Source organism: Pseudomonas jinjuensis (assembly GCF_900103845.1).
GTDB lineage: Bacteria > Pseudomonadota > Gammaproteobacteria > Pseudomonadales > Pseudomonadaceae > Pseudomonas > Pseudomonas jinjuensis.
Window position 1 is genome coordinate 30,996 of record NZ_FNIJ01000014.1, and the last position, 19,325, is coordinate 50,320.

Annotated in this window: 14 protein-coding genes; 4 read left to right on the top strand and 10 right to left on the bottom strand. The window is 68.5% G+C overall.

Annotation, left to right across the window (positions count from 1 at the left end; all coding sequences use genetic code 11):
* Positions 1–5: 5 nt before the first annotated feature.
* The 4 genes from BLR75_RS18985 to BLR75_RS19000 are packed head-to-tail and all read left to right on the top strand — an operon-like array spanning position 6 to position 8,993.
* Entirely contained in the window at positions 6–1,307 is a 1,302-nt protein-coding gene (locus BLR75_RS18985; protein ID WP_084312415.1) for an MdtA/MuxA family multidrug efflux RND transporter periplasmic adaptor subunit, read from the top strand.
* A complete protein-coding gene (locus tag BLR75_RS18990; protein WP_084312164.1) occupies positions 1,304–4,435 on the top strand; it encodes an MdtB/MuxB family multidrug efflux RND transporter permease subunit in 3,132 nt (1,043 codons plus the stop codon). The genes BLR75_RS18985 and BLR75_RS18990 overlap by 4 nt, the downstream gene beginning before the upstream one ends.
* On the top strand, positions 4,435–7,545 hold the full coding sequence (locus BLR75_RS18995) for a multidrug efflux RND transporter permease subunit (RefSeq protein WP_084312166.1): 3,111 nt from the start codon (positions 4,435–4,437) through the stop codon (positions 7,543–7,545). The genes BLR75_RS18990 and BLR75_RS18995 overlap by 1 nt, the downstream gene beginning before the upstream one ends.
* The gene (locus BLR75_RS19000) at positions 7,542–8,993 is read left to right on the top strand and encodes an efflux transporter outer membrane subunit (RefSeq protein ID WP_084312168.1); all 1,452 of its coding nucleotides are present in this window, start codon (positions 7,542–7,544) and stop codon (positions 8,991–8,993) included. Before BLR75_RS18995 ends, BLR75_RS19000 begins: the two co-directional genes overlap by 4 nt.
* A gap of 317 nt (positions 8,994–9,310) precedes the next feature.
* On the opposite strand, the gene BLR75_RS19005 is transcribed toward BLR75_RS19000, so the two are convergent.
* The 10 genes from BLR75_RS19005 to BLR75_RS19050 form a co-directional block, all read right to left on the bottom strand.
* Positions 9,311–10,057, bottom strand: a complete 747-nt coding sequence (locus BLR75_RS19005; RefSeq protein WP_084312417.1) for a class I SAM-dependent methyltransferase — start codon at positions 10,055–10,057, stop codon at positions 9,311–9,313.
* Positions 10,058–10,085: 28 nt separating this feature from the next.
* On the bottom strand, positions 10,086–11,546 hold the full coding sequence (locus tag BLR75_RS19010) for a mechanosensitive ion channel domain-containing protein (protein ID WP_084312170.1): 1,461 nt from the start codon (positions 11,544–11,546) through the stop codon (positions 10,086–10,088).
* Positions 11,547–12,026: 480 nt separating this feature from the next.
* Entirely contained in the window at positions 12,027–12,989 is a 963-nt protein-coding gene (locus BLR75_RS19015; protein ID WP_090416126.1) for an HlyD family secretion protein, read from the bottom strand.
* Position 12,990: 1 nt separating this feature from the next.
* Complete coding sequence (locus tag BLR75_RS19020) at positions 12,991–13,197, bottom strand: DUF1656 domain-containing protein (RefSeq protein ID WP_084312172.1); 207 nt, start codon at positions 13,195–13,197, stop codon at positions 12,991–12,993.
* Positions 13,187–15,349, bottom strand: a complete 2,163-nt coding sequence (locus BLR75_RS19025) for an FUSC family protein (RefSeq protein ID WP_084312174.1) — start codon at positions 15,347–15,349, stop codon at positions 13,187–13,189. The genes BLR75_RS19020 and BLR75_RS19025 overlap by 11 nt, the downstream gene beginning before the upstream one ends.
* Before the next feature lie 9 nt (positions 15,350–15,358).
* Positions 15,359–16,276, bottom strand: coding sequence for a SphA family protein (locus BLR75_RS19030; protein ID WP_084312176.1), 918 nt, complete (start codon positions 16,274–16,276; stop codon positions 15,359–15,361).
* Positions 16,277–16,342: 66 nt separating this feature from the next.
* Positions 16,343–16,741, bottom strand: a complete 399-nt coding sequence (locus BLR75_RS19035; RefSeq protein WP_084312178.1) for an OsmC family protein — start codon at positions 16,739–16,741, stop codon at positions 16,343–16,345.
* Between the two features lie 235 nt (positions 16,742–16,976).
* Complete coding sequence (gene ycaC / locus BLR75_RS19040) at positions 16,977–17,597, bottom strand: isochorismate family cysteine hydrolase YcaC (protein ID WP_084312180.1); 621 nt, start codon at positions 17,595–17,597, stop codon at positions 16,977–16,979.
* Between the two features lie 30 nt (positions 17,598–17,627).
* Positions 17,628–18,314, bottom strand: coding sequence for a hydrolase (locus BLR75_RS19045; protein WP_084312182.1), 687 nt, complete (start codon positions 18,312–18,314; stop codon positions 17,628–17,630).
* Positions 18,315–18,421: 107 nt separating this feature from the next.
* Positions 18,422–19,288, bottom strand: coding sequence for a pirin family protein (locus tag BLR75_RS19050; protein WP_084312183.1), 867 nt, complete (start codon positions 19,286–19,288; stop codon positions 18,422–18,424).
* Positions 19,289–19,325: the final 37 nt, after the last annotated feature.

The window sequence follows — 19,325 nt, forward strand, 5'->3', positions numbered from 1 at the left end:
CCATCATGATCCCAAGCAACGGAACGCCCTCGAAACTGCGCGCACTGCGCCCCTGGCTGATCACTGCGGCGGTATTCGCCGGCGTGGCGCTGCTGATCATGTGGCTCAGCGCGACGCCGCAGCCGGAGCGCCAGGCGCGCGGCGGCCGGCCGGGGCCGGGCATGGGCGGCGGGCCGGGCGGGGCGATGATCACCGTCAGCGTGGCGCCGGTGGAGCAGGGCAGTCTGCCCGTCCACTACCACGCGCTGGGCACCGTCACCGCCTACAACACCGTCAACGTGCGGGCGCGGGTCAACGGCCAGCTGGTCAAGGTGCTGTTCCAGGAAGGCCAGGAAGTGAAGGCCGGCGACCTGCTCGCGGTGGTCGACCCGCGTCCCTACCAGGCGGCGCTGGCCCAGGCCGAGGGCACCCTGCAGCAGAACCAGGCGCAGCTGAAGAACGCCCAGACCGACCTTGCGCGCTACAAGGGCCTGTATGCGGAAGACTCCATCGCCAGGCAGACCCTGGACACCCAGGAAGCGCTGGTCCGCCAGTACCAGGGCACCCTGCGCACCAACCAGGGCCAGGTGGACGACGCCAAGCTCAACCTCGAATTCACCCAGATCCGCGCGCCGATCTCCGGCCGCCTCGGCCTGCGCCAGGTGGACGTCGGCAACCTGGTGACCTCCGGCGACACCACGCCGCTGGTGGTGATCACCCAGGTCAAGCCGATCTCCGTGGTGTTCAGCCTGCCGCAGCAGCAGCTCGGCACCATCGGCCGCCAGCTCGCCAACGACCGGAAGCTCCCGGTCGAGGCGCTGGACCGCAACCAGAACCGCACCCTGGCCACCGGCACCCTGATGACCCTGGACAACCAGATCGACACCGCCACCGGCACGGTCAAGCTCAAGGCCGGCTTCGACAACGCCGACCAGAGCCTCTTCCCCAACCAGTTCGTCAACGTGCGCCTGCTTGCCGAAACCCTGGACAACGTGCTGACCATCCCGGCCAACGCCGTGCAGCGCGGCAACGACGGCACCTACGTCTACGTGGTCGGCGAGGGCGACAAGGCGCAGCGCCGGCTGGTCACCCTGGGCATCGGCGAAGGCGAGCGGGTGGTGGTCAGCGAGGGCCTGAAGGCCGGCGAGCGGGTGGTGGTGGAAGGCACCGACCGCCTGCGCGACGGCTCGCCGATGCGCATCGCCGGCAGCCCGGAACAGGCCCGCGAAGCGGCCGCCGAGGCGGGCGAGAAGGCCGGGCAGAAACCCTTCGGCGCCAGCAGCGCGGCGTCCGGCGAAACCCAGGGCGACGACGGTAAGGCGCAATGAACCCGTCCCGTCCGTTCATCCTGCGGCCGGTCGCCACCACGCTGCTGATGGTGGCGATCCTGCTGTCCGGGATCATCGCCTACCGCTTCCTGCCGATCTCCGCGCTGCCGGAAGTGGACTACCCGACCATCCAGGTCGTCACCCTCTATCCCGGCGCCAGTCCGGAGATCATGACCTCCTCGGTCACCGCGCCGCTGGAGAACCAGCTCGGGCAGATTCCCGGGCTCAACGAGATGTCCTCCACCAGCTCCGGCGGCGCCTCGGTGATCACCCTGCAGTTCAGCCTGGACAGCGACCTCGACGTCGCCGAGCAGGAAGTGCAGGCGGCGATCAACAGCGCGCAGAGCCTGCTGCCCAACGACCTGCCGAACCAGCCGGTGTTCAGCAAGGTGAACCCGGCGGACGCGCCGATCCTGACCCTCGCGGTGATGTCGCCGGACATGCCGCTGCCGCAGATCCAGGACCTGGTGGACACCCGCCTCGCGCAGAAGATCTCGCAGATTTCCGGCGTCGGCCTGGTCAGCATCAGCGGCGGCCAGCGTCCCGCCGTGCGCATCCGCGCCAACCCCGCCGCGCTGGCGGCCGCCGGGCTGAGCCTGGAAGACCTGCGCAGCACGGTGAACGCCAACAACCTCAACGGCCCGAAGGGCAGCTTCGACGGCCCGACCCGTTCCTCGACCCTCGACGCCAACGACCAGCTGCGCTCCGCCGACGCCTACCGCGAGCTGATCGTCGCCTACGTCAACGGCTCGCCGCTGCGCATCCGCGATGTCGCCAGCGTCGACGACGACGCCGAGAACGTGCGCCTCGCCGCCTGGGCCAACAACACCCCGGCGGTGGTGCTGAACATCCAGCGCCAGCCGGGCGCCAACGTGATCGAGGTGGTCGACCGCATCAAGACCATGCTGCCGCAGCTGCAGGCGACCCTGCCGGGCAACCTCGACGTGCAGGTGCTCACCGACCGCACCACCACCATCCGCGCCTCGGTGAAGGACGTGCAGTTCGAGCTGATGCTCGCCGTCGCCCTGGTGGTGATGGTGACCTTCCTGTTCCTGCGCAACATCTCCGCGACGCTGATCCCGAGCTTCGCCGTGCCGCTGTCGCTGATCGGCACCTTCGGCGTGATGTACCTGTCCGGCTTCTCGATCAACAACCTGACGCTGATGGCGCTGACCATCGCCACCGGCTTCGTGGTGGACGACGCCATCGTCATGGTGGAGAACATCGCCCGCTACCTGGAGCAGGGCGAGTCGCCATTGCAGGCGGCGCTGAAGGGCTCGAAGCAGATCGGCTTCACCATCATCTCGCTGACCTTCTCGCTGATCGCCGTGCTGATCCCGCTGCTGTTCATGGGCGACGTGGCCGGGCGGCTGTTCCGCGAGTTCGCCATCACCCTGGCGGTGGCGATCCTGATTTCCGGCTTCGTCTCCCTGACCCTCACGCCGATGCTCGCCGCCAAGCTGCTGCGCCACGTCGACGAGGACAAGCAGGGCCGCTTCGCCCGCGCCGCCGGCCGCGTCATCGACGGCATGATCGCGCGCTACGCCGGCGCCCTGAAGGTGGTGCTGCGCCACCAGCCGCTGACCCTGCTGGTGGCCATCGCCACCCTGGTGCTCACCGCGGTGCTCTATGCCTTCATGCCCAAGGGCTTCTTCCCGGTGCAGGACACCGGGGTGATCCAGGGCATCGCCGAGGCGCCGCAGTCGATTTCCTTCCAGGCCATGGCTACGCGCCAGCAGGACCTGGCCAAGGTGCTGCTGGCCGATCCGGCGGTGGAGAGCCTGACTTCCTTCATCGGCGTCGACGGCAGCAACCCGACGCTGAACACCGGCCGCCTGCTGATCAACCTCAAGCCGCACGACGAACGCGACGACACCGCCAGCGAGGTGATCCGCCGCCTGCAGCCGGAGCTGGACAGGATTTCCGGGATCAAGCTGTACCTGCAGCCGGTGCAGGACCTGACCATCGAGGACCGCATCGCCCGCACCCAGTACCAGTTCACCCTGCAGGACGCCGACCCGGACGTGCTCGCCGAATGGGTGCCGAAGCTGGTGGAGCGCCTGCAACAGCTGCCGCAGCTCGCCGACGTCGCCAGCGACTGGCAGGACAAGGGCCTGCAGGCCTACGTCAACATCGACCGCGACACCGCCGCGCGCCTCGGCGTCAGCCTGTCGGACATAGACAGCGTGCTGTACAACGCCTTCGGCCAGCGGCTGATCTCGACCATCTTCACCCAGGCCACCCAGTACCGCGTGGTGCTGGAAGTGGCGCCGGAATTCCAGCTCGGCCCGCAGTCGCTGGAGAACCTCTACGTACCGGCCAGCGACGGCACCCAGGTACGGCTGTCGGCGCTGGCTAAAGTGGAGGAACGCGACACCCTGCTGGCGATCAACCACATCGCGCAGTTCCCGGCCGCCACCGTGTCCTTCAACCTCGCCGACGGCGTGGCGCTGGGGGAGGCGGTGGAAGCGATCCGTGCGGAAGAGGCGGCGCTGCAGATGCCGCTCAGCCTGCAGAGCGGCTTCCGCGGCGCGGCGCTGGCCTTCGAGTCGTCGCTGTCGAACACCCTGCTGCTGATCCTCGCCTCGGTGGTGACCATGTACATCGTGCTGGGCATCCTCTACGAGAGCTTCATCCACCCGGTGACCATTCTTTCCACGCTGCCCTCGGCGGGCGTCGGCGCGCTGCTGGCGCTGATGCTGGCGCGGCAGGACATCGGCATCGTGGCGATCATCGGGATCATCCTGCTGATCGGTATCGTCAAGAAGAACGCGATCATGATGATCGACTTCGCCCTCGACGCCGAACGCAACGAAGGCAAGCCGCCCCACGAGGCGATCTACCAGGCCTGCCTGCTGCGCTTCCGGCCGATCCTGATGACCACCATGGCGGCGCTGCTCGGCGCGCTGCCGCTGATGCTCGCCAGCGGCGCCGGCGCCGAACTGCGCCGTCCGCTGGGCATCACCATGGTCGGCGGCCTGCTGCTCAGCCAGGTGCTGACGCTGTTCACCACGCCGGTGATCTACCTGTACTTCGACCGCCTGGCGCGGCGCTGGAACGCCTGGCGCCGGCGTCACGGGCTGGACCCCTACGCCGATGACGAAGGCGGCGAGGCGGAGCGGGGCTGATGAACATCTCCCGTCCGTTCATCCTGCGGCCGGTGGCGACCACGCTGCTGACCCTGGCGATGCTGCTGGCCGGCATCCTCTCGTTCGGCCTGCTGCCGGTGGCGCCGCTGCCCAACGTCGACTTCCCGACCATCATGGTGCAGGCGGCGATGCCCGGCGCCAGCCCGGAAACCATGGCGTCGTCGGTGGCGACGCCGCTGGAGCGCTCGCTCGGGCGCATCTCCGGGATCACCCAGATGACCTCCAGCAGCTCGCTGGGCAACACCACCATCGTGGTGCAGTTCGAGCTGTCGAAGAACATCGACGGCGCCGCCCGCGAGGTGCAGGCGGCGATCAACGCGGCGGCGAGCCTCCTGCCCACCGGCATGCCGAACAATCCGACGTACCGCAAGGCGAACCCGTCGGACCAGCCGATCATGATCCTCACGCTCACCTCGGATACCTACACCCGCGGTGAGATGTACGACCTGGCGTCGACCATAGTCGGGCCGCGCCTGTCGCAGGTGAAGGGCGTGGGCCAGGTGAGCATCGGCGGCAGCTCGCTGCCGGCGGTGCGCATCGACCTCAATCCGGACCAGCTCAGCCACTACGGCCTGTCCCTGGAAAGCGTGCGCAACGCGGTGGCCAACACCAACTCCGACGGGCCCAAGGGCGCGCTGGAGAAGGACGAACGCCACTGGCAGGTGGACGCCAACGACCAGCTGCGCAAGGCCAGCGAGTACGCGCCGATCATCGTCCACTACAACGCCGCCACCGGCGCGGCGGTGCGCCTGAAGGACGTGGCGAAGGTCAGCGATTCGGTGGAGGACGTGCGCAACGCCGGCTTCTCCGACGATCTGCCGGCGGTGCTGCTGATCGTCAGCCGCCAGCCCGGGGCGAACATCATCGAGGCCACCGACGCCATCCACGAGCAGCTGCCGATCCTGCAGGACGTGCTCGGTCCGCAGGTCAAGCTGAACGTGATGGACGACCGCAGCCCGTCGATCCGCGCCTCGCTGGAAGAGGCCGAGCTGACCCTGCTCATCTCGGTGGCGCTGGTGATCCTGGTGGTCTGGCTGTTCCTGCGCAACGGCCGCGCCACGCTGATTCCCAGCCTGGCGGTGCCGGTGTCGCTGATCGGCACCTTCGCCATCATGTACCTGTGCGGCTTCTCGCTGAACAACCTGTCGCTGATGGCGCTGATCATCTCCACCGGCTTCGTGGTCGACGACGCCATCGTCGTGGTGGAGAACATCGCCCGGCGCATCGAGGAAGGCGACCGCCCGCTGCACGCGGCCTTGCGCGGCGCCCGCGAGGTGGGCTTCACCGTACTGTCGATGACTCTCTCGCTGGTGGCGGTGTTCATCCCGCTGCTGCTCATGGGCGGCATCACCGGGCGGCTGTTCCGCGAGTTCGCGGTGACCCTGGCGGCGGCGGTCATGGTTTCGCTGATCGTTTCCCTGACCCTCACGCCGATGCTCTGCGCACGCCTGCTGCGGCCCATCGAGCGGCCGGCCAAGGCCTCCCTGGCGCGGCGCGGCAACCGCTTCTTCGTCGCCTTCATGCTGCGCTACCGCGCCAGCCTGAGCTGGGCGCTGGAGCATTCGCGGCTGATGCTGGTGATCATGTTCGGCTGCATCGCGCTGAACGTGTACCTGTTCTCCGTGGTGCCCAAGGGCTTCCTGCCGCAGCAGGATTCCGGGCGCCTGCGCGGCTTCGCGGTGGCCGACCAGAGCATTTCCTTCCAGGCCCTGGAACAGAAGATGGCGCGCTTCCGCAAGATCCTCAGCGAGGACCCGGCGGTGGAGAACGTGGTCGGCTTCGTCGGCGGCGGCAGGTGGATGTCGAGCAACACCGGCTCGTTCTTCGTCAGCCTCAAGCCGATCACCCAGCGCGATTCCGCCGACGCCGTGGCCGCGCGCCTGCGCAAGAAGCTGGCGGAGATTCCCGGCGCCACCCTCTACCTGGTGGCGGGGCAGGACGTACGCATCGGCGGCCGGCAGAGCAACGCGCAGTACGAATTCACCCTGCGCAGCGACGACCTGGCGCTGCTCCGCGAATGGGCGCCGAAGGTGCAGGCGGTGCTGGAGAAGGTGCCGCAGCTCACCGACGTCAACAGCGACGCCCAGGACAAGGGCGTGCAGACGCGCCTGGTGATCGACCGCGACCGCGCCGCCACCCTCGGCGTGGACGTCGCGGCGGTGGACGGCGTGCTCAACGACTCCTTCGGCCAGCGGCAGATTTCCACCATCTTCAACCCGCTCAACCAGTACCGCGTGGTGATGGAGGTCGACCAGCAGTACCAGCAGTCGCCCGAGGTTCTGCGCCAGGTCCATGTGATCGGCAAGGACGGCCAGCGCGTGCCGCTGTCGGCCTTCACCCACTACGAGCCGAGCCGCGCGCCGCTGTCGGTGAACCACGACGGCCAGTTCGCCGCGACCACCTTCTCCTTCAACCTCGCCCCCGGCGCGCTGATCGGCCCGGCGCGCGACGCGGTGATGGCGGCGCTGGAGCCGATCAACCTGCCGCGGGACGTGCAGGCCAGCTTCGAGGGCAACGCCGGCGCCGTGCAGCAGACCCAGAGCGACATGCCCTGGCTGATCGTGCTGGCGCTGGTGGCGGTGTACATCGTCCTCGGCATCCTCTACGAGAGCTACATCCACCCGCTGACCATCCTCTCGACGCTGCCCTCGGCGGGCGTCGGCGCACTGCTCACGCTGCTGCTGTTCCGCACCGAGCTGTCGCTGATCGCGCTGATCGGGGTGATCCTGCTGATCGGCATCGTCAAGAAGAACGCGATCATGATGATCGACTTCGCCCTCGACGCCGAACGCAACGAGGGCCTCAGCCCGCGCGACGCGATCCTCGGAGCCTGCATGAAGCGCTTCCGGCCGATCATGATGACCACCCTGGCCGCCATCCTCGGCGCGCTGCCGCTGATCTTCGGCGTCGGCGGCGACGCCGGCCTGCGCCGCCCGCTGGGCATGACCATCGTCGGCGGGCTGATCGGCAGCCAGCTGCTCACCCTCTACACCACCCCGGTGGTCTACCTCTACCTCGACCGCCTGCGCCACTGGTTCAACCGCCGGCGCGGCGTGCGCACCGACGGCGCCCTGGAGACACCCCTATGAAATGCCCGCATTCCCTGATCGTCCTGGCACTGGCCGTCGGCCTCGGTGGCTGCGCCATCGGCCCGGACTACCAGCGCCCGGACCTGCAGGTGCCGGCCAGTTTCAAGGAGGCCGAGGGCTGGCGCCTGGCGCAGCCGCAGGACCTGCTGAAGCGCGGAGCCTGGTGGGAACTCTACGGCGACGCCACGCTGAACGACCTGCAGCGGAAACTGCTCGCCGCCAACCAGACCCTGGCGCAGTCGGAGGCTTCCTACCGCCAGGCGGTGGCGCTGACCAAGGGCTCGCGCTCGTCGTTCTTCCCCTCCGTCAGCGCCAACGCCGGCAAGACCCGCTCGGGGCAGGGCGGCAGTGGCGGCACCGTGCGCCTGCCGGATGGCTCGACGGTGAGCAGCGGCAGCAGCGGCGGCATCTCCACCAGCTACGACACCAGCATCGGCGTGAGCTGGGAGCTGGACCTGTGGGGCAAGCTGCGCCGCCAGCTGGAATCCGACACCGCGAGCATGGACGCCAGCGCCGCCGACCTCGCCGCCTCGCGCCTCAGCCTGCAGTCGCAGCTGGCGCAGAACTACCTGCAGCTGCGCGTGCTCGACCAGCAGAAGCGCCTGCTCGACGACACCGTGCAGGCCTACCAGCGCTCGCTGACCCTCACTACCAACCAGTACAACGCGGGCATCGTGACCAAGGCCGACGTGGCCCAGGCGCGCACCCAGCTGAAGAGCACCGAGGCCCAGGCCATCGACCTGGCCTACCAGCGCGCCCAGCTGGAACACGCCATCGCCGTGCTGGTCGGCCTGCCGCCGGCGCAGTTCGACCTGCCGGTGGTGGACGGCGTGCCGCAACTGCCGGCGCTGCCCACCGTGCTGCCCTCGCAACTGCTGGAACGCCGCCCCGACGTGGCCGCCGCCGAACGCCGGGTGATCGCCGCCAACGCGCAGATCGGCGTGGCCAAGACCGCCTGGTTCCCCGACCTGACCCTGAGCGCCACCGGCGGCTACCGCAGCGGCAGCCTGGACAACTGGATCAGCACGCCGAACCGCTTCTGGTCCATCGGCCCGCAGTTCGCCATGGTCCTGTTCGACGGCGGCTTCATCGCCTCCCAGGTGGAACAGGCCGAGGCCAGCTACGACCAGACCGTCGCCAGTTACCGCCAGACCGTGCTCGACGGCTTCCGCGAGGTGGAGGACTACATGGTCCAGCTCGACGTGCTGGAACAGGAGAGCGCCGTGCAGCAGGAAGCCCTCGACGCGGCGCGCGAGGCACTGCGCCTGACCAGCAACCAGTACAAGGCCGGAACCGTCGACTACACCAGCGTGGTCACCACCCAGACCACCGCGCTGAACAACGAGCGGACGGTGTTGAGTCTGCTGGGCAACCGGCTGACGGCCAGCGTACAGCTGATCGCTGCGCTGGGTGGTGGGTGGGATAGCGCGCAGATCGCGAAGCAGTGATCGGTTCCACGCTCCGGCGGACCAGCGACGGCGTGGCTTGTCCCCTCACCCCAGCCCTCTCCCGGAGGGAGAGGGGGCGCAATGGCGTGGGAATGTATGCCGTGCCAGCCGGCAGCTCCGAACGATTCCCTCTCCCTCTGGGAGAGGGCTGGGGTGAGGGAACCGGCAACTCAGGCGTCACCATTTACGCGCGGAAATGGTGGAAATCGCTTCGCGATTTCCACCCTACGCCCGGGATCGGCGGCGGTGGGTTTTGTAGGAGCGGGCCATGCCCGCGAGCGGTCGCGCCCAGGTGCGCTCCTACAGGGAACCGTCGATCATTCCACCCGTCCCAGGCTGGTGGTCAACGGCCAGCTCATCGCCCGAACCTCCGCGTCACCCCAGGCCCGCTCGAATTCCGCCCGCATAGCCTCCACCGGATCGATCCCCGTCGCAGCCTGGTAGCTCGCCACCGCCGACCAGCTCTGCAGATAGCCGAGCAGGCGCTGCAGGTTCCATTCCGTATGCAGCGCGAAGGGCGGCGTGGCGAGGCGTTCGAAGGGGAAGGGCAGGTCGCGGTAGCCGTTTTCCACGTGGCGGCGTTCCTCCGCCCAGTACGGGCCGACCACGTCGCTGTAGAGGTGGCGGACCAGCGCATCCAGACCCGGCTCGATCTCCAGCACGTTGTACGAGACCACCGCCAGCAGCGCGCCGGGGCGCGACACGCGGCGCACCTCGGCATGGAAGCGCTCGACGTCGAACCAGTGCAGCGCCTGCGCTACCAGGGTCAGGTCGACGCTGCCGGAGCCCAGCGAAGTGCTTTCCGCCGGTTCGCAGCGGTAGTCGATGTTCGCCTCGCGGGGCGCCTGGGCCAGTTGTTCGGGGTTGATGTCGGTCGCCACCACCTGGCGGAAATGCCGGGCCAGGTCGAGGCTGGCCTGGCCGGAACCGCAGCCGCAGTCCCAGGCGAGGCCGGTGCCCGGGGCGGCGCCGGCGAGCCAGGCGAAGAAGGCCGGGTCGTAGGTCGGGCGGTTGGCGCGGTAGGCGGCGGACTGGCGGCTGAACAGGGTGCGGGTGTCGGTCATGGCGGAGCCTGCGCTGATGAATGGATGGTCATGCCGGCCGACGGAATACCGCATGGCGGCGCAGCCAGTCCAGCAGGCCGCGTTTCTGCGCCATCGCCGGCTGCTCCTCCAGCAGCGCCTGGCTGGCCTGGATGCGGTAGTCGAGCAGGCGGGTCATGGCTTCGCCGATTTCCTGGCGGGCCTCCAGGCAGCTGTCCAGCGCCTGCTTGTCGATGCGGTACAGCGCGCCATCGCTGAGCGCGGTGAACTGTGCCTGCCAGGCGCTGTGGGTGAGCACGCCGGCCTCGCCGATCACCTCGCCGGGGCCCATGCGCCCGGCTTCCACCGTCCTGCCGGCATGGGGCATGGTCACGCTGACCACGCCGGATTCGACGATCAGCAAGTGCTCGCTGACCGCGCCGATGCCCAGCAGCACCTGGCCGGCCTTGAACGGCTCGCGGCGCATCTGGGTGGCGAGGGTGTCGCGCTCGTCGTCGGCGAGGGCAGCGAACAGCCGCGAGCGGTCCAGCAGTGCCCGCGCACTGGAGGCCGCCTTCTGCAGCGTTGCCGCCTGGTTGTTGAGCAGCTCGATGCCGGCCGCCTGCAGGTGGCGGTAGACCAGGTCGTAGAGCTGGTTGCGCACCTCGCGCTTCTCGCCCATGGTGGCGACGAAGCCGCTCAGTTCGTACTCCACCACATTGCCGCCGGCCTTGCGGATGCTCACCCCCGGAGCCGGGCTGGCGAGCAGTGCGCGGCAGCCGCCGAGCGCCTGTTCCAGCGCCTCGACCACCTGCCGCGGGCGCACCAGCGGGCTGACTTCCACGCTGATGCTGAGTCCGTAGAGATTCGGCGGCCGGCTCAGGTTGAGCACCTTGGCCTTGGCCACCAGCGAGTTCGGCACCACCGCCAGGCTGCCCTGGCCGGTCTGCAGGTAGGTGGAGCGCCAGTCGATCTCCACCACCTTGCCGTCGATGCCATCGATGGAAATCCAGTCGCCCAGCTGATAGGGCTTGGTGGTGTTCAGCACGATGCCGGAGAACACGTCGCTCAGGGTGCTCTGCAGGGCGAGGCCGACGACGATGGCGACCACCCCGGAGGTCGCCAGCAGGCCCTTCACCGGCAGGTCGAGCACGTAGCCGGCGGCGGCGATGATGGCGCCGAGGAACACCAGCGCGCCGATCACGTCCTGCAGCAGCCGCGCGGCGTGGCCGACCCGCCGCAGCAGCAGGGCGCCGAGCACCACCGTCAGGCAGCGCGCGGCGTACAGCCACCAGGCGATCTGCACCAGCGTCGCGCCGAAGTGGCTGGGCAGGTCGTCGGCCCAGGGCGCCTTGCGCAGCGGGTTCAGGCCGGATTCCACCAGCAGCAGGGTGAACGCCACGAAACAGCCCAGCCGCGCAAGCAGCCGCCAATGCGCCTGCTGCGCCGGGATCGCCCACCAGAGCAGCAGGTCGAGCAGCAGCAGAGCGGGCGCGACGATCAGCGGATGGCCGGTGAGCAGGGGCAGCATGGGCATCTCCAGCGAGGGGCGGCTCATTGAAGATGGCATAGAAAATCGCGGGTGTAGGAGCACGCCATGCGTGCGACGTCTTTTCGCGGGCATGGCCCGCTCCTACGGTGGCCCTCGGTTCTGCCTTGACCTGTAGGAGCCAGCTTGCTGGCGATCCGGTTTTCCTTCAGCGCCGGTGTGGCCGGATAGTGCTTTTTGTAGGAGTGGGCCATGCCCACGACCGACCGCGATGTCGCGGGCATGGCTGAGCTCCTACAGGTAGTCCAGGGCCGCGGTGCTTTTCGTAGGAACGAGGGGGGCGCCTAGCCCTTGCTCGCGAACAAACTCCACAGCGGGACCGGTTCGCGAGCAAGCTCGCTCCTACAGGGTCCGGTTCTGCGGAGGGCTGTAGGCGCACGCCCGGAATACAACGTCGCCGATTTATTGGATCCCCGCGTTCGCGAGTAATCCAAAAGACAGTTGCTCCTACGAAAAGCGTGTTCAGCGCCGGTTGCTTTCCACCACCGTCACCGTCGCCGTCGACCCCGCGCGCAAGCGCCCGAATCCTGCGTACTGCGGATCGATGCGTATCCTTACCGGAATCCGCTGGGCCAGCTTGACCCACGTATAGCTCGGGTTGATGTTCGCCAGCAGGCGGCTGCCCGGGGTGTTCTCGCGGTCGGTGATGGCGAAGGCGATGCTCTCCACCGTGCCGTCGAAGCGTTCGCCGCTCATCAGTTCGATGCGTACCGCGTCGCCTTCGTGGATGCGCGGCAGCTTGGTTTCCTCGAAGTAGCCGCTGACATGGAAGGAGTCGCTGTCCACCAGCGCCAGCAGTGGCGTGCCGGTGTTGGCGAAGTCGCCGGCGCGGGTCTGCAGGTTGGTCACGTAGCCGTTCACCGGCGAGTACACGCGGGTGCGTTCCAGGTCCAGTTTCGCCTGGACGTAGGCGGCTTCGGCGAGCTGCACGTTGGCCTGGGCCAGGCCGAGATTGGCCTGTTCTCGCAGCAGCTGGGCCTGGGCCACGGCGACGTCGGTGCTGGATTTCTCCCATTCCTCGTTGGAGATGGCCGAGCGCGCCTTCAGCGCGCGGCGGCGGACTTCCTCGCTCTGCCGCTGGCGCAGGGTGGCCTGGTTGGCGACGATCGCCGCCTGCGACTGGCCGAGGGCGGCCTTCGCCACCTCCACGGCCTGTTGGGCGTGGCGGGCGGCCAGCTCGTAGCGAACCGGGTCGATTTCCAGCAGCAGGTCGCCCTTCTTCACCAGCTGGTTGTCGTGCACGCGTAGTTCGACGATGCGCCCGGAGACGTCCGCCGACAGCGTCACCACGTCGGCGCGCACCCGCGCGTCGCGGGTCCAGGGGGCGCGGGTGTAGTAGACCCAGGCATAGCTGCCGAGGACTATGGCGAGCGCCACCACGGCCAGGGTGGCGAGGGGCGGGAGGAATTTGCGCAGGGCGTTCATGTCAGGCGGTGGCTCCCATCAGCAATACCAGGCTCGCGCAGATGCAGGCATACAGCGCGCCTTCGAACAGCGCCTCGTGCCAGACCCGGTGCAGCACGCCGAGGCGGCGCAGCAGCCAGTCGAGGACGAGGAAGATCGGCAGGGCGAGGATCAGCGCCTGGGCGATCGGTGGCAGGTAGACGCCACCGAACTGGATATCAGCGGGCATCGAGCGGTTTCTCCTCGGGCAGTGCCGCCGGGCGGGCGGCGTCTTCGGCGAACAGGTCGCGGTAGCGGTCGAGCAGGGTGGCGGCGATCAGCAGGCCGGTGGCGCTGACGAACAGCGCGCGCGGCGGGCTGTCGTCCTCGGGCGTCTCGTGCTGGGCGTCGAGTCGCCCGACCAGGGCGTGCATGCGCGCCAGCAGGGCATCCAGGTTCGCCGCGTCCGGGCGCTGGAACCAGTCATGGATCTCGCGCAGCAGCGTCCGCAGGCTCTCCCGCCAGGGTTCGGCGAGGCCGTGCGGGTCCTTGCTCTCGTGGCGCAGGTGATGCAGCGCCACGCCGAGCGCGGAGCAGGCCAGGCTGCATTCGAAGCGCTCGGCGGAGCGCGGGTCGGGGGCGCTGGGCAGCAGGCCGAGCATGCCGGTCAGGCGGTCGACCTGGCGGCTCTGGAAGGCGAAGCGGGTCGCCTCGCTGGGCGGCGCGCGCAACAGGGCCGGCAGTTCGTCGCGGGTCTCGCGGAACAGCCGGCGCAGGCGTGCCGGGGCGTTGAACGGGAAGACCCAGGCATACACCAGCAGGGCGAGGATCGCGCCGAACAGGTAGGCGCCGGCGAATTCGAACCACTGGCTCGCGGTGTTGGTCCAGGCGCCCTGGTTCTGTGGGCCGACCAACAGCATGGTGGACAGCCCCAGCCCCATGGCGATACCGGCGGTCTGCGGGCTGGCGAGGCCGACGGCGATGGCGTAGAACAGCGGCGCGGCGAGCAGGGCGAGCATCTCGAAGTCGCCCACCGTCGGCAGCAGGAGGAACTGGTAGACCGCCGCCACGCCCATCGCCAGCAGCAGGCCGCGCAGGTAGTTCTGGCTGGCCGCCAGCGGACGCGGGAAGGTCGCCATCAGCGAGCAGAGGATGCCGACCAGGATCATCCCGGCGCGGGCGCCGTCCCAGGCCGTCTCGATCCAGATCAGCCCGGCGCTGAGCAGGGCGATGAAGGCGCGCAGGCCATTGGCCGCCGCCAGCCGGTAGTCCAGGTACAGCGCGTGCTCGCGGCCCTGGCGGTAGAAGCAGCTGGCCGGGCGGCCGTCCCGGATGGCCTCGGCCAGTTCGATCATCTCGTCCAGCTGCTGCATCAGCCGCGCCTGTTCCCAGCGCAGCGCCCAGGCCAGCGAACGCAGCGAGGCCGGCAGGCCGTCGGCGAGCTGTTCGGCTTCCCGGGCGGCGGCGTCGAAGCGCTGGCTGAGGCGGGTGATCTGCCGCCGCGCCGGGGCGGGCAGGGCGCGGCCGTGTTGCGCCAGTTCGTCGAGACAGTCGAGCTCCTCGTCGCGCAGCTGGCGGATCGATTCCGGCAGCGGTATCTGCATGCGCTGCATGATCAGCCGGCGCTGCTGGCGCAGGATCGACAGGCGCGAGGTCATCAGCACCAGCTGGTTGCCGAGCAGCTGCACCAGCCCGTCGGCGACCCGCAGGCGCTGCGCGTCGAAATAGAGGGTGCGGCGCAGGCCTTCGAGGGCGCCGATCTCGCCGAGCAGCTGCATCTGCCGGCGATGGAAGTCGGCTTCCCCTTCCTCGCCGCGAATGGCCGCGGCGGCGTGGCTGGCGATCAGTTTCAGCAACTGGTCGACCTTGGCGAAGTAGCCGTGCGCCACCGCCTGCGGGCGTGCGCTGAGCAGGCTGATGACGGTGACGCAGGCCACCCCGAGCAGGGTCTCGGTGACCCGGATGATGGCGAGGAAATAGATGCCTTCCGGGTCCGGCTGGCCGAGCAGGGCGACGATCACCGCGGTGAAGCCGCTGAGCACGAAGGCTTGCGAGTAGGTGTAGCGCAGCAGCGTGCCGCCGGCGGTGCACAGTGCCAGCCACAACGCCAGGGTGACGAGGAACGGTATGGGCGCCTGGCCGAACAGCGCGGTGATGGCCACCGCCACGGCGCCGGCGACCACAGTGCCGACCACCTGGGCGAAGCTCTTCTGCAGCGCCATGCCGGCCAGCGGCGTACTGACGATGATCACCGTCATGGTCGCCCACTTCGGCTGCTCCAGGTCCAGGAGGAAGGCGATGTACAGCGTCAGCACCCCGGCGGCGATGGTGCGCAGGGCGAACAGCAGGGTGTCGCGGTTCGGCTGCAGGAGCGCGCGGAAGTAGAGAAGGAAGGGCTGCATCGTCGGGCCTCAGAACGCCACGAGGTAGCGCAGGACCAGCTGGTCGCCCTCGGAGCGGTTGCGCGCGCCGCTCTCGGCGTAGAAGTTGGCGAACAGCGATTGCTTGCCGCTGCGGTACATCACGCCGGGGCCGATGCCGAACACCCGCTCCTCCGAGTCGTGCTGGCGCCGGCCGTCGATGCGGTCGGCGCTGATCTGCTCCAGCTGGTAGCCGGCCAGGCCGATCCGCCAGTTGTCGTCCAGCGCATAGGACACCGAGAAGTTGGCGTGCACGGCCTCGCCCGGCTGCACGTCGTCGGCGCCGAGACGGCTGGCCGGGTCGTCGTTCTCGCTGATCCAGGAGTACATCAGCCGCGCGCTGAATTCGACGCGGTCGGTAGCTTCCCAGGTGAAGGCGTAGTAGGGCGTGAAGACCCAGACGTTGCTGCCGGTGTTGATCGAGGCAGCGTCGTCGTAGTCGCCGGTGGGCAGGCTGAAGACGAAGTCCAGGCGTTGCCAGTAGGGCCGGCCGAACAGGGAAACCGGCGCCCATTGCAGCAGCAGCGGCGCGACCACCAGGTCGCCCTGGCGGGTGCGCGAGCCGTCCGGGCCGCCGTCGATGTCCAGGTCGAGGTGCACCAGCGGCAGCAGTACTTCCGCGCCGTAGTGGGCGCCGAGAAAGGTGTTCTCGCTGATATAGGCGAAATGCGGCAGCACCGCGGTGCTGCGGACCTTCTGCCGTCCCGGTACGGAGTGACCGCGGGCGTCGCTGGCATCGTTGGCGCGGTAATGCTGGATGGGCAGCTCGAAGAGCATGCCCGGCCCGGCGACGCCATCCATGAAGCTGGCGTTGCCCAGCGGCAGCGGCGGCAGGCTCACGGCGTCGGCCCGGGCTTCCAGGCCGAGCAGCATCGGCAGGGCGCCAAGCAGGCGCAAGGTGTCACGCATGGAGTCTCTCTTTTCACTTGTCGTGGCGAGGGTCCGGCATCCGGCGTGCCGGACCGTATGGGCGCGTCAGGCGTCGAGCCGGCTGTCGATGCTGATCTCGCCGCTCAGCAGCTTGTGCACCGGGCAGGCGTTGGCGATGTCCAGCAGGCGCTGGCGCTGGTCCCCGTCCAGCCCGCCGTGCAGCTGGATGTCGCGGCCGATGCGGGTCTTTCCCGGGCTCTGTTCGAGGTAGCGCAGTTCCACGTCGACGCCTTCCAGCGGCCAGCCCTTGCGCCTGGCGTACATCGCCAGGGTGATGCAGGTGCAGGCGCCGAGGGACGACAGCAGCAGCTGGAACGGCGGCGGGCCGCTGTCGGCGCCGCCGAGGGAGGCGGGTTCGTCGGCCAGCCAGCGCTGCGTCTCGGCGCTGAAGGTGACCTGGTAGGGAATGCCTTCGTAGCGGGCGTGGACGGGCGATTCGCTCATGCGGAACTCCTTGTTCGTGGCCGCGGGGCGGCGGTTGCAACGGGCGGGAATGGTCGAGGCTGGTCCGGTAACGGTCCGGGCGGGAACGGCAGGGAACGTTCGCTGCGGTGCAGAGCCGTCGGCCTCGCAGGTATAACCCTAGCCGACGCGGCTGCTGGCGACCCGGCTCCGATCGACGCGAAGCCAGGCCGGTTCGGCTGCAAGGGAGAGGGGACCAATCCCCTCTCCACTGCCGTCACTTGGACAGCAGGTTGAAGCTGGTCATCAGGTTGCGGTAGTCCGGGATGTGGTTGGAGAACAGCGTACCCAGACCCTCGATGTCGTTGCGCCAGTCGCGGTGCAGTTCGCAGGCCACGCCGAACCAGCTCATCAGCTGCGCGCCGGCGGCGGACATGCGGTCCCAGGCGGCGTCGCGGGTGATCGGGTTGAAGGTGCCGGAAGCGTCGGTGACGACGAACACGTCGAAGCCTTCTTCAAGGGCGGAGAGCGCCGGGAAGGCTACGCAGACCTCGGTCACCACGCCGGCGATGATCAGCTGCTTCTTGCCGGTGGCCTTGACCGCCTTGACGAAGTCCTCGTTGTCCCAGGCGTTGATGTTGCCGGGGCGGGCGATGTACGGGGCGTCCGGGAACTGCTCCTTCAGCTCGGGCACCAGCGGGCCGTTGGGGCCGTTCTCGAAGCTGGTGGTGAGGATGGTCGGCAGGTTGAAGTACTTGGCCAGGTCGCCCAGGGCCAGCACGTTGTTCTTGAACTTGTCCGGCTCGATATCGCGGACCAGGGAGAGCAGGCCGGTCTGGTGGTCGACCAGCAGTACGGCTGCATCGTTCTTGTCGAGGCGCTTGTATTGGAAGGACATGACAGTTTCCTTTTTCTCTGGTGAGGTCGATCAGCGTTGCGAATCGAGGGTTTCGTTCTTGGTCACTACTTCCTGCGCCTTCAGGTAGCTTTCGATCAGCAGGCGGTAGTGCGGGAAGATCAGGCTGTAGGCTTCGGCCCACTGCTGGGCGTCCGGACGGTTCCAGGTCTGCTGGATTTCGGAGCAGACGGCGGCGGTGTCCATCGGCACCACGCCGGCCTGGACCACGCGGGCCAGGGTGATTTCCTGGGCCATCTTCGAATAGGTGCCGGAGGCGTCGATCACGGCGAACACCCTGTAGCCGGCATTCACCGCCGAGATGCTCGGGAAGGCCATGCACACGCTGGTGATGGTGCCGGCGATGATCAGGGTCTTCTTGCCGGTCTTCTCCACCGCGGCGACGAACTCGGGGTTGTCCCAGGCGTTGATCTCGCCCTTGCGCGCCACGTACTGGGCGTGCGGGGCGGCTTCGTGGATTTCCGGGATCAGCGGGCCGTTCGGACCCTGCGGGACGGAGGCCGTGGTGATGACCGGGATCTTCGCCAGCGTGGCGATCTTCGCCAGGGTGATGGCGTTGTTGCGCAGCTCGGTCATCGGCATGTCCTTCACCGTCTGGAACAGGCCGCTCTGATGGTCGATCAGCAGCATGGCCGTATCGTTCGGATCGATTACCGGGCGCTGGCCATTGAAGTTCGCTACTTGCGAGAAGTTGCTCATTTACAGGTCCTCTTCATGGGTGTGGGTGCTTCCTGATCCCAGGAGCCCGCGCTTCCCTGCGCGGGTAAACATCCAGACTAGGCTCTGGCCGAGTCCGGGTTGTGACTTCAGCCGGCCATTCGTCCGAAGCGACCGGCGCGGAAATCCTCGACCGCCTGGTGGATTTCCTGGTCGCTGTTCATCACGAACGGACCGTAGCCGACGATGGGTTCGTCGATCGGTTCGCCGCTGAGCAGCAGCACCAGGGTGTCGTTGTTGGCTTCCAGCTGGATGTCGCTGCCGTCGGGGTCGAACAGCACCACCTGGCCTTCGCGCAGCACGTCCTCGTGGTTCACCAGCAGGCTGCCGCGCAGCAGCACCAGCACCGTGTGGCGGCCCTCGACGACGCTGATGCGGGTGGACTTGCCGGCTGCCAGGCGGATGTCCCACACGTCCATCGGCGTGAAGGTCCGCGCCGGGCCCCGGTGACCCTTGTAGTCGCCGGCGATCACCCGCAGGCTGCCGGCGTCCTCCGCCAGCGCCAGGTTGGGAATGCTGGCGTCGAGGATGGTCTGGTAGCCCGGTTCGGCCATCTTGTCGCGGGCCGGCAGGTTGACCCACAGCTGCACCATGTCGAGGGTGCCGCCGCTGCTGCTGAATGCATCGGAGTGGTACTCCTCGTGGAGGATGCCGGCGGCGGCGGTCATCCACTGCACGTCCCCGGGACCGATGCGGCCGCCGGCGCCGGTGGAGTCGCGGTGCTCCAGTTCGCCCTTGTAGACGATGGTCACCGTCTCGAAGCCGCGGTGCGGATGCTGGCCGACGCCACGGCGCTGCGCGCTCGGCGCGAAGTCATGCGGACCGGCATGGTCGAGCAGCAGGAACGGGCTGATGTGCTGGCCGAAGTTGTCGTAGGAGAACAGCGTGCGTACCGGGAAGCCGTCGCCGACCCAGTGGGAGCGGGGAGCGCTGTAGACGCCGAGAATCTTTTTCATGATGTGCCTCCATTTGGGGGGCGGCGAGGTTCGGTCT